15 protein-coding genes and 1 pseudogene are annotated in these 12,526 nt (G+C 54.2%); 3 read left to right on the top strand and 13 right to left on the bottom strand.

Going from position 1 to position 12,526, the window contains the following annotated elements:
* Position 1: 1 nt before the first annotated feature.
* From traJ to SFA35_RS26000, 6 genes are all read right to left on the bottom strand, one after another.
* The gene (gene traJ / locus SFA35_RS26025) at positions 2-1,171 is read right to left on the bottom strand and encodes a plasmid transfer ATPase TraJ (protein ID WP_320579709.1); all 1,170 of its coding nucleotides are present in this window, start codon (positions 1,169-1,171) and stop codon (positions 2-4) included.
* Complete coding sequence (locus tag SFA35_RS26020; RefSeq protein ID WP_320579707.1) at positions 1,168-1,968, bottom strand: type IV secretion system DotC family protein; 801 nt, start codon at positions 1,966-1,968, stop codon at positions 1,168-1,170. The genes traJ and SFA35_RS26020 overlap by 4 nt, the downstream gene beginning before the upstream one ends.
* Positions 1,965-2,447, bottom strand: a complete 483-nt coding sequence (locus tag SFA35_RS26015) for a DotD/TraH family lipoprotein (protein WP_320579705.1) — start codon at positions 2,445-2,447, stop codon at positions 1,965-1,967. Before SFA35_RS26015 ends, SFA35_RS26020 begins: the two co-directional genes overlap by 4 nt.
* A gap of 35 nt (positions 2,448-2,482) precedes the next feature.
* On the bottom strand, positions 2,483-2,974 hold the full coding sequence (locus SFA35_RS26010) for a lytic transglycosylase domain-containing protein (RefSeq protein ID WP_320579702.1): 492 nt from the start codon (positions 2,972-2,974) through the stop codon (positions 2,483-2,485).
* 292 nt (positions 2,975-3,266) lie between these two features.
* Positions 3,267-3,476, bottom strand: a complete 210-nt coding sequence (locus SFA35_RS26005; protein ID WP_320579700.1) for a hypothetical protein — start codon at positions 3,474-3,476, stop codon at positions 3,267-3,269.
* Between the two features lie 89 nt (positions 3,477-3,565).
* Positions 3,566-4,075, bottom strand: a complete 510-nt coding sequence (locus tag SFA35_RS26000; RefSeq protein WP_320579698.1) for a transcription termination/antitermination NusG family protein — start codon at positions 4,073-4,075, stop codon at positions 3,566-3,568.
* A 247-nt stretch (positions 4,076-4,322) separates the two neighbouring features.
* On the opposite strand from SFA35_RS26000, the gene SFA35_RS25995 reads away from it, so the two are divergent.
* Positions 4,323-4,679: a helix-turn-helix transcriptional regulator gene (locus tag SFA35_RS25995; protein ID WP_320579696.1), complete on the top strand. Its 357-nt coding sequence runs from the start codon at positions 4,323-4,325 to the stop codon at positions 4,677-4,679.
* Positions 4,680-5,375: 696 nt separating this feature from the next.
* Here the strand turns inward: SFA35_RS25995 and traI are convergent.
* Both traI and mobA read right to left on the bottom strand, forming a co-directional pair.
* Positions 5,376-7,334 (bottom strand): TraI/MobA(P) family conjugative relaxase, encoded by a 1,959-nt coding sequence (gene traI, locus SFA35_RS25990; RefSeq protein WP_320579693.1) that lies wholly within the window; start codon positions 7,332-7,334, stop codon positions 5,376-5,378.
* A 7-nt stretch (positions 7,335-7,341) separates the two neighbouring features.
* Positions 7,342-7,674, bottom strand: a complete 333-nt coding sequence (mobA, locus tag SFA35_RS25985; protein WP_320579691.1) for a plasmid mobilization protein MobA — start codon at positions 7,672-7,674, stop codon at positions 7,342-7,344.
* Between the two features lie 419 nt (positions 7,675-8,093).
* On the opposite strand from mobA, the gene SFA35_RS25980 reads away from it, so the two are divergent.
* Positions 8,094-8,390, top strand: a complete 297-nt coding sequence (locus SFA35_RS25980) for a mobilization protein (RefSeq protein ID WP_320579689.1) — start codon at positions 8,094-8,096, stop codon at positions 8,388-8,390.
* Between the two features lie 58 nt (positions 8,391-8,448).
* Here the strand turns inward: SFA35_RS25980 and SFA35_RS25975 are convergent, their stop codons facing one another.
* From SFA35_RS25975 to SFA35_RS25960, 4 genes are all read right to left on the bottom strand, one after another.
* Positions 8,449-8,664 (bottom strand): hypothetical protein, encoded by a 216-nt coding sequence (locus SFA35_RS25975; RefSeq protein WP_320579687.1) that lies wholly within the window; start codon positions 8,662-8,664, stop codon positions 8,449-8,451.
* Between the two features lie 65 nt (positions 8,665-8,729).
* The gene (locus SFA35_RS25970) at positions 8,730-9,566 is read right to left on the bottom strand and encodes a DUF932 domain-containing protein (protein ID WP_320579685.1); all 837 of its coding nucleotides are present in this window, start codon (positions 9,564-9,566) and stop codon (positions 8,730-8,732) included.
* Between the two features lie 52 nt (positions 9,567-9,618).
* Positions 9,619-9,786, bottom strand: a complete 168-nt coding sequence (locus tag SFA35_RS25965) for a hypothetical protein (RefSeq protein WP_320579683.1) — start codon at positions 9,784-9,786, stop codon at positions 9,619-9,621.
* A gap of 225 nt (positions 9,787-10,011) precedes the next feature.
* Positions 10,012-10,485 carry a TrfB-related DNA-binding protein gene (locus SFA35_RS25960; RefSeq protein ID WP_320579681.1) on the bottom strand — a complete coding sequence of 158 codons (474 nt, stop codon included), beginning with the start codon at positions 10,483-10,485 and terminating at the stop codon, positions 10,012-10,014.
* 401 nt (positions 10,486-10,886) lie between these two features.
* Between SFA35_RS25960 and SFA35_RS25955 the strand changes: the two genes are divergently transcribed.
* Positions 10,887-11,849 (top strand): tyrosine-type recombinase/integrase, encoded by a 963-nt coding sequence (locus SFA35_RS25955; protein ID WP_005782496.1) that lies wholly within the window; start codon positions 10,887-10,889, stop codon positions 11,847-11,849.
* Positions 11,850-12,271: 422 nt separating this feature from the next.
* On the opposite strand, the pseudogene SFA35_RS25950 reads toward SFA35_RS25955, so the two are convergent.
* A pseudogene (locus SFA35_RS25950) lies at positions 12,272-12,501 on the bottom strand (multicopper oxidase domain-containing protein); the annotation flags it as partial.
* Between the last annotated feature and the right edge of the window lie 25 nt (positions 12,502-12,526).

Genomic DNA, 12,526 nt, shown 5'->3' with positions numbered 1-12,526 from the left:
CTCAATTCGTGCGCTGTTCTAGCTCTCGCAGCTGAGAGGCGGACATCGCCACCAGTAATTCACGTCGATCGATGCGCCCGGCCTGGTACATACGCCAGGCCTGATCGGCAAAGCGTCGTTGCTCCAGACGAATGATGTCGTCGATATGCCGGCCCCATTGGGTGTAGGGCATGCTGCCCAGCTTGGCGCGTAGTGCATCATCGAAAATGATGTACTCGCGTACTGCCTGGCGTTTGCCGTCCGTAGTTCGCAGCAGCTTTTGCACGATGACGTACTGCAGGACATTCAACATGTCGCTGGCTGCCGCTTCGCGCATTTCCGAGGGCACCATGGTCAGGCATCGCGGAATTGCCTCCCCAGGTGAGTGGATATGCAAAGTGCTGAGACACAAGTGGCCTACCTGCCCCGCCAAAAGAGCAGCCTGCAAGGTCTCCAAATCCCGCATTTCACCCACCCCGATGATGGATGGAGCCCTACGCAGGTCTGCCCGAATGCCTTCGGCATAGGTGCCCACGTCTCGAATGATCTGTAGCTGCGTCGGAAGCAATACATCCCCGGAACGCCCTAAAACGAATTCGATCGGATCTTCAATGGTTGTCACCTTACGATCAGGATCGTTATCCAGGCAGTAGCGGTAAATGGCTGCGAGCTGCGTGCTTTTGCCTGATCCCGTGATACCACCAATAAGGCCCAGGCCATTAGGCGGTAGCAAGGCTTCGAACAGCTCCTCTTCCAAGCCCATTTTGGTAAGGTCGGGGATATCAGAGGGAATAATCCGCATCGTCAGCGCGACTGTGGTATCCAGACGCCCTGCGGTTGCCTGCACAAAGTTGCAACGAAAGCGCAGCCGCTCGCCACGCTCCAGACCGTACCGCTGCTTGATATCGCCATCCAACTGCATAGCTCGGTCCAATGGACGGCCACCACGCACCGTAGAGCGCAGCTCTGGATTGAACAGCTCATCGAGCAGCTTGGACCAGGTATCGTCAGCCAGGACAAAAGGGCTGGCCTGACGCAAGCGGCCTTGGTGGCCGACTACCAGGTGATTACCGCCCTGGATGTGAATATCGCTAACCGATTGGCGAGCGCACCAGACAAAAAAGTACTGCAGACTTTCGGCGTTCAACCCGTCCTCAAAAGCGTATGGGGAAAAATCTACAGTCTGAGTCATGGTTGCACCCTACGAATCACCGGCTGCCACTGGGTTTTATCAGGGATAAACCCGGCGTTTTCCTTGAGGTCACGAACCCGATCACCCGTGGTCAGCTTCTGCCGATCGCCGGTGACAGTCTGCTGTTGCTCGGTGACCACCGGCGCCGTGATGAAGCCTTGGCGCAGCAGCTGCGAATACAGCAGCATGCCGCGATAGTCGCGGGTGAGCCGGTTGAAATTGGCGTCCAGGGTTTGATCGGCACTTTCACGCCCTTCCCCCCAGCCCTTGCGTACGGCTGCTTGCCAGAGCGCTTTTTGAACCTTGTTTTCCGGCGTGATGGATACGGTGTCATCGACACCTCCCGACGACAGGCCGGCCATCAACCAGGTACGCCAGGACGGCGGGTTGCTGACAAACCGCTCGGGAACGATGATTTCGTAAACATGGCTGGCCGTGCGGATCTGCCGAGGCGTGATGTGAGCCACGTCGACGGCCTCATCGATCACTGGCGGTAGCCAGCCCTCGCGGCTGATCAGCGTTCTGAAGTCATAAAGGCTATCAAGGCGCTCGATCTGCCCATCCAACGCCTGGCGTAGCTCCCAGGCTCGTTCGGCCTTACCTCCGCGGAAGCCGATGTTGCGTCCCGATTCCTCCAGCAGCTGCCGGCGGGACTCGGTCACATCCGAAGACGGCGGATCAGCGGGCACCAGGTAGCTTTCCAACGGTGCCGGGGTATCCGGTGTCGTGGCGGAAGGGGTATGCGCACACCCCTGTAATCCCTGCAGCAGCACAAGCGTCAGAATGGATTTTCTCAAGGCCGGCCTCCTGCCTTCTTCGCAGGCTCTGCCTGTGCAAAGGCCAAGGTAAGTTGTCCTGGAAGCTGAGTCAGCGTGGCACGCCAGGCTGTCTGCATCTCGATTAGGCGCAACAGGTTGGAATAGGTGATGCCGTTGACCTTCAGGTTCACGGGCAGTGGTAGGCGCACACCGGTCCAGACGAAACGCTGCCCGCGCTGAGTAGCCAGGTGGGACAGCAGTTCGACGGCATCACCGCTCCAGTCCACGGCGACCAAATCGCCCTGAGCCCGGATAGTGTCAGCCGGTAAGGTCGAACGAGTGTTGATCGCGCCTTCCATCCACAGCGTTTCCTGCTGCAGGGCAACCCGGGTAACCACCGGTGACGCCCTAGCGACGGGCACTGGAGGCGCGGGAGGCGCTGGGGGTTTGTCACAGAAACTCTGGCAGCCGGACAGCAGCAAAGCCGCCGCCGAGGCAGCCCAAAGAGAATATTTCATGATGTTCTCCTGACACCCCGAACGGGGCGCAGTCGTTAACGGATAGCGAGGCGGGCCGGGGTAGCGCCCAATGCTTTGAGGCCGTTGTAGACGTCGCGCACTGCCTGCGCGTAATCCAGACGCCGTTGTTCTTGGCGTGCTGATGGGTGGAAACCCGCGTTGTACGAGCCAAGACAACGCCAGGTATTGCCGCAAACGCGCAGATGCTGAGCCAGGACCCAGGCCCCTGCCTGCACATTCAGACAAGCGTTGGTGAGCAAGTCTTCGGGACGCTTGATCACTCCCATACTGATCAACCGATTCACATTTTTGGTACTGATCTGCATGAGGCCGTAATCACGACTGAGCACGTTGCCGTCCGCATCGCGGTTAACGTTTACAGCACCAGGGCGCAGGTTACTCTCCTGTATGCCCATCGCTTGAAGCAGCACCGGGTCAACCCGATAGCGCTGGCCGGCCTCCTGAAAACAAAACGCGGAGGCCTGGAGCGGTATCGACAACGCAATAACGAGCCATAGCCAGCGCATGTCTAGCCTCCAGGAATAGGCACGGGCCTAGCAGAGGTTTGGTCAGCGGAAGGCTTTGACTTGGCAGGGCTGATAACCGGAGCCGAAACAGGTGTGAATGATCGAGCAGCGCTGGTCTGATGCAAACGGGTTTGCGCCAGGCTGATCAAGGCCACGCTATCCACGATCTCCTTATCTACCAACTGTCCTGCAGGTACCTGGGTGGCCTTCGGTACCTGGTGACTGCACCCGACCAGACCCAGGATGAGGACGGACGAAAGAAGCATTTTGTGCATTACAGCCTCCCTGTCGACTACCGTTTGGAGTCATCGATCAGCTTCTGTACGGCCAGTTCGAGAAAGTTATCGATCAGGTAACGGCACATATCCGAAGGCGAGATTTGCCTGGATCGACCGGTTTCGTAACTCACCCGGGTTGCCGCCTTATTCAGTGCATCGACCCTGACGGGCTGGACATAGACACTGGAAGTTTTCTTTGGGGCTTCATCTAGTGATGGGGCCATGGGGACTCCTACAGGTAATGGATACGCAAAAAAACGCCAGGCAGCTGCCTGGCGGGTGGGAAAAGAGAAATTCTGTGAGAGGACAATGCCTACAGGGCATGCACCGCTGTATAGCAAAGCGTACGCGACTGGCTGACGAGCCGTTCCAGAGCTGCACCCTGTTGCAAAAGCGCATGGAAGGCGGCCTTACGACCAGCTTCAGAACGCATGTTGATGATCGAATGCAGTGACCTTTCAAGGTCAGTAGGCAGATTGCGGTAATCGATGCTCTCAAGGGTACGGTCGGTTCGTACCAAGGCGTCCTTGAGCTTTTCAACGACTTCGTCTTGCAGAATGCAGGGCTGACCGCCGAAACGGACAAAGCCATGAGCGCCATTTAAGGCCGTGATAGCTGTGGTGTGAACGACTTGAGGATCGAAGTGCAGCAACAGGTAGCCAGGAAACAGTGCGACTTGGCGACTCACATATGAGGGCCTGTCGGTGCGCTTTCGCAAACTGTTACGGTGGAGCGGGAGCACGGCAACATCTAGTGCTTCGATCATGCCAATAAGTGACTGATAGATAACAGGATTGTGCATCAGTACGTACCAGTTCCGCATAGTCAATACCTCTGCGTCGGGCGCTCTTTCGAATTCCCAAACCGCTGAGCGCAGGGGAAAAAGGAGAAGCAACGAACAAAATATCTTCCGTCACGAGCACAAGCGGGCAATGACGGCGGACGGGTTTCTGAGAGACAAAATAAATCGAACAGCGAAAATAGTAAACACAATTGTATAAATTAGGTTAGTTTTTACCTTTTACAGAGCGCAACCTTATGAAAATATTGATTTTTTATGGAGAGACCCCGTGGACACTCTCCGCACCGTGATAGGCGGAAAAATCAAAACCCTGCGGAAATCGCAAAACATGAGCCAGGCAGATTTAGCTGACCTGATTGGTTGCGATTCCCCATTGATTAGCCGCTACGAGAGAGGCATTAACCTCCCTGGAATCGATCAGCTGATAAGGATCGCTGAGGTATTCCAGATAGCCCCAGGTGAGCTACTACCAGGTGGGCAGGATGTCGAACGAGCCCACCTGATGGCTCTCAGGGCTGAGATAGCCGAACTGGTAGCCGTACACGATGCATCGGCATCTTCATTGAAAGAAGTCGTGAAACTGCTGACGAAATTCAATGCAGAGAAAAACCTGCCGAAGGGCTGATGGGACGCGCAATGCGTTCGATCACGACGAGAAGAAAGGTCGCCTGCAACCCTACACCGACGACGACCGAAAGCCGTATCTCGGGTAGGAGTGAGAGAAGATGAAACAAGAAAAACCAGTTCGCTATACATCATAAATCCATTTAAAACCAAGTGAAAATCCATTCAATATTCTGGGTTAAGAAATGGCTTAACCGGTATTGCTAGATCACGCGTCGATCACGATACACATCGTCGATTTCTGCGTAACAAAATAAATTCATGACTAAAAAATGTAAACCATTTTCTGACGCAAATGGCTAGATGAGACTAAATCTCAACGTAACCCATTGATTTAATGGTATTTAATCAAGATGAAACGTTACAGCCCATAGGATCCATCTGTGTGTTCTGGTCGATACATCAAGTCGAAGACTACCTGACTGACCATATGAGAGATGGATGGTTGAACATGATAACCGTTTATCAGTTCAGGCTAGATAACCCGATAGGCATGTGTTAGATCGCGCGAATAAAGATACTAATGGCCATGGATTAGCGTGGGAAGGATGGCATTTAACAAGTGTGAGCCGTCATATTCTAAAACATGACATTAAGAATCGAACGTGTAAGCCCGAACGGATGGATTAATTAGCGATGATAACTCCCCCATTGGTGGAATTATCATCAGCTGCGGGATAGCCAACTGGGTCAGAATCTAAGCCCCAGGAACAGGATGGGGATTTTGTTCAGGCTGGTTATCATCAAATCGTTCAAGTTGCCGGCTAGATCTTGCATCAGGCGAAACACCAGAATTCTGCGAATGCAGGTAGTCCTGCTCTAATCTTGTGTAGAGTGCAGCCTGATAGACATCAGTTACGCGGAAGAAGTTATCTTCAGCTGAATGATTGATCCTGCACCCAGCTTCCAACACTCGATGCACGAAATGGTCGTCACCTAGTATCTCAGCGTGCTCACCACTTTTAGTGGTGACCAGGTCGGCCGCTAACAGATAGTTGGCAGACTGGTCATAGTCCTCAAATCCTGGTTGGACTTGGAGAACGTCGCCACGGTCCACCACACCCACGACACCATCACGTAGGTATTCGATCGTGCCGTCTCGGAATAGATGAGACGTATGACTAGAGACGTCATAGACGCGTGAATCATCGGCTTTGCTCAGTCGAATAGCGCAGTCTTCTTCCCCTTCCAGAGATCGATTATTACGCTTCTCACGGTACACAAAACCACGCAACTGACTGACTGCTGCAGTGTCGCCTGCGAGTGCTTCTTGCTCAACCCAAGCGCGATAGTTCATAGGACGAAGTAAACCTTTCTCTGCAAGCGTCTGGCGCTCTTCTCGCAGCTCAATGCGCAGCGCGGCCATAGCCTTCATACGCTCGAATTCAGCAACCCTGTACATGAGTTTGCGAAGCAGAGGATCGCTATGCGAGCGCTTCACATCCGCTTTCATATCCTGGTAAAGCACAGCCACATGCTGCCTGCGACGCGTCGCATCCAAGTCTGGCTTCACCCAACCGGCGCGATAGGCCTGGTACCTCTGCTTCAATGCCTCACGTGCGTCCGCGCGAGCTTCACGGCGCTCGGCACGCACACCTTTATCCCTAACCTCATAGGCTGGCTGATAGGTTTTGAAAATGCCATAGCTGGACTCAAATGGATCGTCAGATTCAAACCTTGGCGGCCCTTGGTAGGCGCCATGCTTTGACTCCATCCGGGCTTTGGTGAGTGATGGATGAATTGACGATGCTTTGACTTCTGTCTCTTCGGGTCGGGTGTAATCATAGATCACCAAACCGTTACCTTTTTCACGAAGGCCCAAGCCCTTTTCGTGCAAGAGAACATGAACGAATTCCCAGCTTAGCTGGCCATTTTTAATGGTCTCATTGATCTCATTTCGAACCGTCTCAACGGCATAGTGGAACAGGCTTTCTCTGTTGGAAAAGATCTGACGCTTGGCGGCCCCTTGCGGAGCACTCGGGTAGCGCAGACCTGGACGAACCAGATGATTATCCGCGTTGAGCTGCCAAGGCCCATTGTCCACCTGGAAGCCGTAATGACGTTCAAGGACGCGCATGCTTTTCTGCAAAACCTCGACGTCCTTCCACATGTTGACAGCTTTATAAGTGAGCGGATTTACCCGGTTAACAGCGACATGTGCGTGCACATTGTCCGTGTCGCGATGAATCGCAGTGACGTACTGATGGGAATCCAAACCCAGCTGTTTTAAAGCGTAGCGTGCAGAGTCGAACGCCTGCGCGTCGGTCGGCTTATCTTCCTCCCGCCACGAAATGATGAAGTGGTAGACCGGATCTTTGATATGGCGATTTTGAGCCGCAACCATGTTCATTTCAGCTGCAGCAGTTTCCAGCGAAAATGCATTGGTCTCGCAAGCGACATCGCCAGCGAGAACACGCTGGCGACCATCAGGAAATTCTTCAAGTACACGTACAGGTGCGTCATCGGAACCGCTGCGATCGATGTAATCAACCAGCCGATCAAAGCTCGCTTTTTTGGTTGAAGAACGAGGAGCATCGGGCTCGTCAGTCACAACATCACCAGCAGAAGGCTTGTCCTCACGTTGACTCAGATAGCTCACCAGCTTCAAAAAGCTGGAGCCTCCGTCTCTACGTTTCTTGGGGACAATGACATTCATAATTGGGCTACCGGTTCACTGGGACTTGATCAAGATCTAGGGCAATGATTGCTTTCTTCACCTCCACCAGGACCTCAGAGAACTGACGGCTAAGCTCGGTCGTCATGCCGTCCTGCATCTGGTTATAGAGGTGCTTTTGCAAACCACCCAAGCGAAGCAGTTCACTCATCAGCTTGGTGTCCGTGCGCGTCATGATCTTTCGGTTGAGCGCGGACCTGCGCAACAGATCCGAGGTACTAATACCCGCGGCTTGTGCTTTGGCTTTCAGGATATTGGCTTCGTCCTCGGTACACCGAAGATTCAGAACTTTATCCCTCTGACGCGCTTCACTTTTCGACATGACCAACACCTATGACGCATAGCGGGGTATCGGGGCGCAGCCCTGATCAGGGTTTTGTGTGGATCGACTGCGTGCAGGCGGTACATACAAAACATTTCATGTCCTAATATTACGACGTATTCCAACCAAAGGCCAGGGAACCTGCCCTGGAGCCGCACGTCCAGGGCTAAAAACAGGCGTCGGTGAGGGTCGGTGTCGAAGGCGGCGCACGGCGGGAATTTTCTGCCGCCGTCCAGTTCGTGGCGGCCTGGCTGTAAAGGCCATCGCGGCCAATAGCACGGCCCACCTGGCCGCATTGGCAGCCGAGCGTTGAGGGCGTCGCTTTTTGAGAAAATCCTGATAACCTGATTGAGAATTCAAACCGATACGCGCCCCCTGCTGGGCGACTTACTTCAAGCCCATAAAGGTGCAGTGCAGCCATGGCAAAACAAACGTTCACCCAAGCCGAACTCGATCAGGCCCGACAAGCTCTAGAGGATCTGCCAGACCTAAGCCGGCAAAAGATCAGCCAAGCGGATATGCTGGCATCGCTTAAGGAGCAGATTGTTTTGCTCTCCAGCAGCAAGGGCTATTCAGTGGCTGAGATCAAAGCGGCTTTGGCGAGCGTTGGTGTGACCGTAACCACAAAAGCCATTAGCGATATGGTGGCGACTCGCAAGCGGGCGCAAGGTCGAAAGAAAGCCGAAACCGGCAAGACCGATTCGCCAGAAACCTGATATTCTCCAGGCGAAAAAAAAACCCCATCCTTGGGTTTTTTTCATTCAGCATGAACCGCTATGCGATTTTTTCGTTCTCTTGCGCGGCAACGGCTGCGAGGTCAATTTTTACAGATTTGCATTTGCTGTCTGTCACAATGAAAACGCAAGCCGTGTCGGGTTCTCCTTGCGCTATCCGACTTTGAAAATATTGCTGCGCAATCAATTTTGCCGCGTCTACGGGATTGTCTGCGTCTTCGGTGTACATGGTCCAGGTGACTACATGCGGCGACATAATGTTTCCTCTGGTTAATCCCTACCATGGAACAGCCCAGGCGCTTCAAGCGCCTGGACCGTGGTTTAAGCTGCTTGCTGCGCTGACTGCATGGCTTGAGCCAATACCCACAGAGCGCGGTTCAATTTGACGTCCTGGTCAATGCCGTTAACGCCTCGGGTTGTGGTCCGGCGGCCTTGCTTGTTACGACCGCTCAAACCGCCTTTGATTGTGTTTTCCTGGACGCGGTTAAACGTGGTCCAAAGGTCACTGCTGCGATCTTCCCGACGGCGCGGCATGAGCAACTGTGTTGCCGTGACTGGGGCCGGACCATCAACCGGATCGTAGCGATAAGCAAGCGCGGCCATGGCGAGCGCTTCCTGTTCGTAGGGGCGCAGTTGCTGCCCTTTCATATCGGCCAGGTGGTGGTCGATTTGCTCGAACTGGCGCAACACTTCATAGGCACCCTCGATCACGTCGTCTATCACGTCCTCACGGCCGCTGTGACGCACTTTCTGGTCCGATGCCATATCACCCAAGACCAAACCGTTAGCGCACACGAAACGAAATTTCCCGGCCATCATCTGGTAGCTGCTGCTGCCGTCGTGGCTGTTCAGCAAAATAATTTCGTTCGCTTCCTGGGTCAGGATGTGGCTCTTGTGACGCAAGCGGAGCATGTGCTTTGTATGCTCGCGCTTGGCCTCATTGCGCACGCGCGTCTGACAGGCCATGAAAGGCTCGAAGCCCTCGGCGCGCAGTGCATCCAGCACCTTGACGGTCGGAATGTACAGGTAACGCTCTGAACGGCTGTCGTGGGCTTCTTCTGCGAAGATCGACGGCACCTTGTGTGCTATCTCATCGTTGGTCAGGGCCACGTCGCTGCGAATCATGCACGGGTTGCGGAAATTGCTTGAAAGACGCATGTAATTCTCCTTGATAGAGGAGCCCAGCGAACTGGGCCCCAATGGCTGTTGATTAACCTGCGAGGGCTACGGTTGTTTGTGGACGGGTGGCCTTGATGACCTGCCCTACTTCCTCAACCGCAACGCCTTTGCGCTGGTAAGCCGGCACACGCTCCAGGAGCGCGAAATCAACATGCCCAAGGGCATTGCAACGTGGTGTTTTGGTAGCTTGATATTTCATTGTGAATCTCCTGCAAGGTTAGCCCGGAGCGGTTGCCGCCGCTCGTTTCGGGCATCGAGGCCAATGCGGCTTCGATGGGTTTATTATACCAACAGGAGCTGAATACGTAAACACTTGTAAAGACTAATTACTGTTTTTATTTATTAAAAACCCGTTTTCTGCGGGCTTTATTTATCTATTGAGTTTACTTTATTAACTTAATCAATTCTAAAATATGTAAACTCTTCAAATTTTAACTTCGAGCTTTAATGCTAGATCGCCCTGCACTCCCCCCGAGTCCCCCTGAGATTTCAATGAAGTAACTATTTGTTCGAGCTGGCTAGCAATCTCTGCTGGGAGCCAAGTACTCACTTGTACCCAATTTTCGGGTAATGACTCCATCCGACGCTTGATCCTTTTTAATACCTGGTGAATAGCCTGCCTTGAAACATTTGTCTCCGCCGCCGCCTCGGCGACAGTGGCCCCCATTACCAGTACGAGCCTGGCCGCAGTTATCGAGGTATCCGAATATCCACGACGCCTGCTCTTGTCTTTTAGCTCTGCCATCAGGGTCTCGAATTCGGCCGCACTCATTTCCCCCGTGGTTGGGGTCGGGGCAATGAGCCTGATCAACTGAGCAATCTCAGACGCTTTCAGCGTATTCTTGATATCCTGCGCCAGTGCCTGGAGCTGTTCCTGGTTAACTCCGTCTTTTTGCATGCCCACCATCTTCGTCTCGCGCCTATTTTTGACAACATATGTAAACACTATTTACGTGCTTTCACAAGGTCTTGATGGGGGTTATGATGAGCATGCTTATTCCAGATCTCCTGCAAGGACTATGGAAGCACGGTCGCCCGCCTTGCCGGGTACGCGGCCACCAAAAACCCTCATCTCCCGATGAGGGTTTTTTTTGGCTTGAGATTGGACGTTTGCCGATATTGATCTCGTCATAACCCCTAGCTCCAGTGCATGGGCTCAGCATTTCAAAAGTGGTGATAAAATAGGTTATCACCAATTATTGCCGTTTATCGGTTTCGGCGACGGCGGACCTAATCGGCATTGCTTTTGTGACCAGATACACAGCCAGTGATCTCACGCGAGCCAATAATGAGAATGATATGCAGGAACTGACGAAAGCCCATCAGAACGATCAGCGTCGGCTCACGTCAGTCGAATTTCAGACGCTGGCCCAGGTTCCGGCCGCGGTCGAGTGGTTTGCCAACCTCGACAACCCTCGAACACGACGTGCCTACCAAAATGACCTGGAAGATTTTTGCGGATTTGTCGGGCTGGCCTCCGCTGATGAATTTCGCGTGGTGACCCGATCGCATGTTCTGGCCTGGCGCGCCCAGCTCGAGCATCGCGGTCTGGCGGGCGCCACGATTCGACGCAAATTGGCGGCGCTGGCCAGCCTGTTTGATCACCTCCTGGAGAGCAATGCGATCGCCGGCGGCAATCCCGTGCATGGAGTGAAACGACCGAAGATCGAGAGCAACGAAGGCAAGACGCCGGCATTGGGCGATCACCAGGCCAAAGCGCTGCTTGAGGCCCCGGACGAAACGACCCTTAAAGGGCTGCGCGACCGGGCGCTAATGGCTGTTCTTCTCTATCACGGACTGCGCCGCGAAGAAGCGGCGCTGCTGCAGGTCGGCGACATCCAAGACCGCCGCGGGATTCAACACCTCAAGGTACACGGCAAAGGCGGCAAGGTGCGCTACCTGCCGTTGCACCCGGTGGCGGCCGGGCGCATCCATCAGTACCTGGAAAGCTCAGGGCATCATTGGGCGGACAGGAAGGTACCGCTGTTCATACCGTTGCGCGGCAAGCTAACCGGTGCCGGCATCACAGCCAACGGCATCTATATGGTGGTGGCGGCTTACGCGAAGAAAGCCGGGATTCAGGTCGACGGTCTAGGAGTCCACGGACTACGAGCCACCGCCGCCACCAACGCCCTGGAGCATGAAGCCGATATCGCCAAGGTCCAGGCCTGGCTGGGTCACGCCAATATCAGCACAACCAAGATCTATGATCGCCGGGAGAACAGGCCTGAGGACTCACCGACCTACAAGGTGAAGTATTAACCAGCTAATTCGACACCAGTGGTGCCGAGATAGCATCGCTGTGGCTCCGCTAGCCACACCGCTTTTCCACCTGAAATCCCAGCGCAGCCGGCACTACCATGTCGGACTTCATGGTTCGCAGTCGGTACGGGTTACGCTCGGCTCCGCAACGTTGATAGCCCTTCTGACCGCAACTTTCTTCTTATTGCACCGCAGCGGAAATTCTCTATCAGTGCATCGAATTACCAGTACTGCGGGAGCGCTGTTCTGTTGGTTCGGCACCGGGTCTTCAAACACGCTCGGCACGGCGCCACGGGATTTTCTACTAATGATTCAAGGGTGGAATTTGCCGAAGGGGCGACGTCGATTGGCAGTTCCATCGCCGTGATCGTGCTTCATCAGCCTCATCTTTGACGAAGTCACCGACTGTGCGCTTGTGGAGTGTAGACACGATCGTACTTGAAAGGCGTGAGCTCTTTCGCCTCAATGACCAGAGCTATACACACACCTGCTCCTAGAACCCGGAGTCGCTGTGATACCAGTATGTTCCATTCTGTTGGACCTTGAACCGGCACACGTACACGCCGGACGGCTCGATGACCGCGAAGCTCAGCTCTGGTATACCGTCAATTTTCTGCGGCAGGATGATGATGTGCCAGTGTCTGGAGGTGGAAGTAGAGGCGGCAGCATTGAGTAGG

Origin of the sequence: Pseudomonas sp. HR96 (genome assembly GCF_034059295.1) — a bacterium.
Taxonomy (GTDB): Bacteria; Pseudomonadota; Gammaproteobacteria; order Pseudomonadales; family Pseudomonadaceae; genus Aquipseudomonas.
Note: the sequence above shows the minus strand (reverse complement) of the source record. Positions and strands in the feature narration are given on the sequence as shown.

Excerpts from the sequence above, each read along its gene's own strand:
- traJ (WP_320579709.1), bottom strand. The coding sequence starts at position 1,171 with ATGACTCAGACTGTAGATTTTTCCCCATACGCTTTTGAGGACGGGTTG.
- SFA35_RS25975 (WP_320579687.1), bottom strand. The coding sequence starts at position 8,664 with ATGTCGCCGCATGTAGTCACCTGGACCATGTACACCGAAGACGCAGAC.
- traI (WP_320579693.1), bottom strand. The coding sequence starts at position 7,334 with ATGAATGTCATTGTCCCCAAGAAACGTAGAGACGGAGGCTCCAGCTTT.
- SFA35_RS26010 (WP_320579702.1), bottom strand. The coding sequence starts at position 2,974 with ATGCGCTGGCTATGGCTCGTTATTGCGTTGTCGATACCGCTCCAGGCC.
- SFA35_RS25955 (WP_005782496.1), top strand. The coding sequence starts at position 10,887 with ATGCAGGAACTGACGAAAGCCCATCAGAACGATCAGCGTCGGCTCACG.
- SFA35_RS26000 (WP_320579698.1), bottom strand. The coding sequence starts at position 4,075 with ATGCGGAACTGGTACGTACTGATGCACAATCCTGTTATCTATCAGTCA.
- SFA35_RS25960 (WP_320579681.1), bottom strand. The coding sequence starts at position 10,485 with ATGCAAAAAGACGGAGTTAACCAGGAACAGCTCCAGGCACTGGCGCAG.
- SFA35_RS25970 (WP_320579685.1), bottom strand. The coding sequence starts at position 9,566 with ATGCGTCTTTCAAGCAATTTCCGCAACCCGTGCATGATTCGCAGCGAC.
- SFA35_RS26005 (WP_320579700.1), bottom strand. The coding sequence starts at position 3,476 with ATGGCCCCATCACTAGATGAAGCCCCAAAGAAAACTTCCAGTGTCTAT.
- SFA35_RS26015 (WP_320579705.1), bottom strand. The coding sequence starts at position 2,447 with ATGAAATATTCTCTTTGGGCTGCCTCGGCGGCGGCTTTGCTGCTGTCC.
- SFA35_RS25980 (WP_320579689.1), top strand. The coding sequence starts at position 8,094 with ATGGCAAAACAAACGTTCACCCAAGCCGAACTCGATCAGGCCCGACAA.
- mobA (WP_320579691.1), bottom strand. The coding sequence starts at position 7,674 with ATGTCGAAAAGTGAAGCGCGTCAGAGGGATAAAGTTCTGAATCTTCGG.
- SFA35_RS25965 (WP_320579683.1), bottom strand. The coding sequence starts at position 9,786 with ATGAAATATCAAGCTACCAAAACACCACGTTGCAATGCCCTTGGGCAT.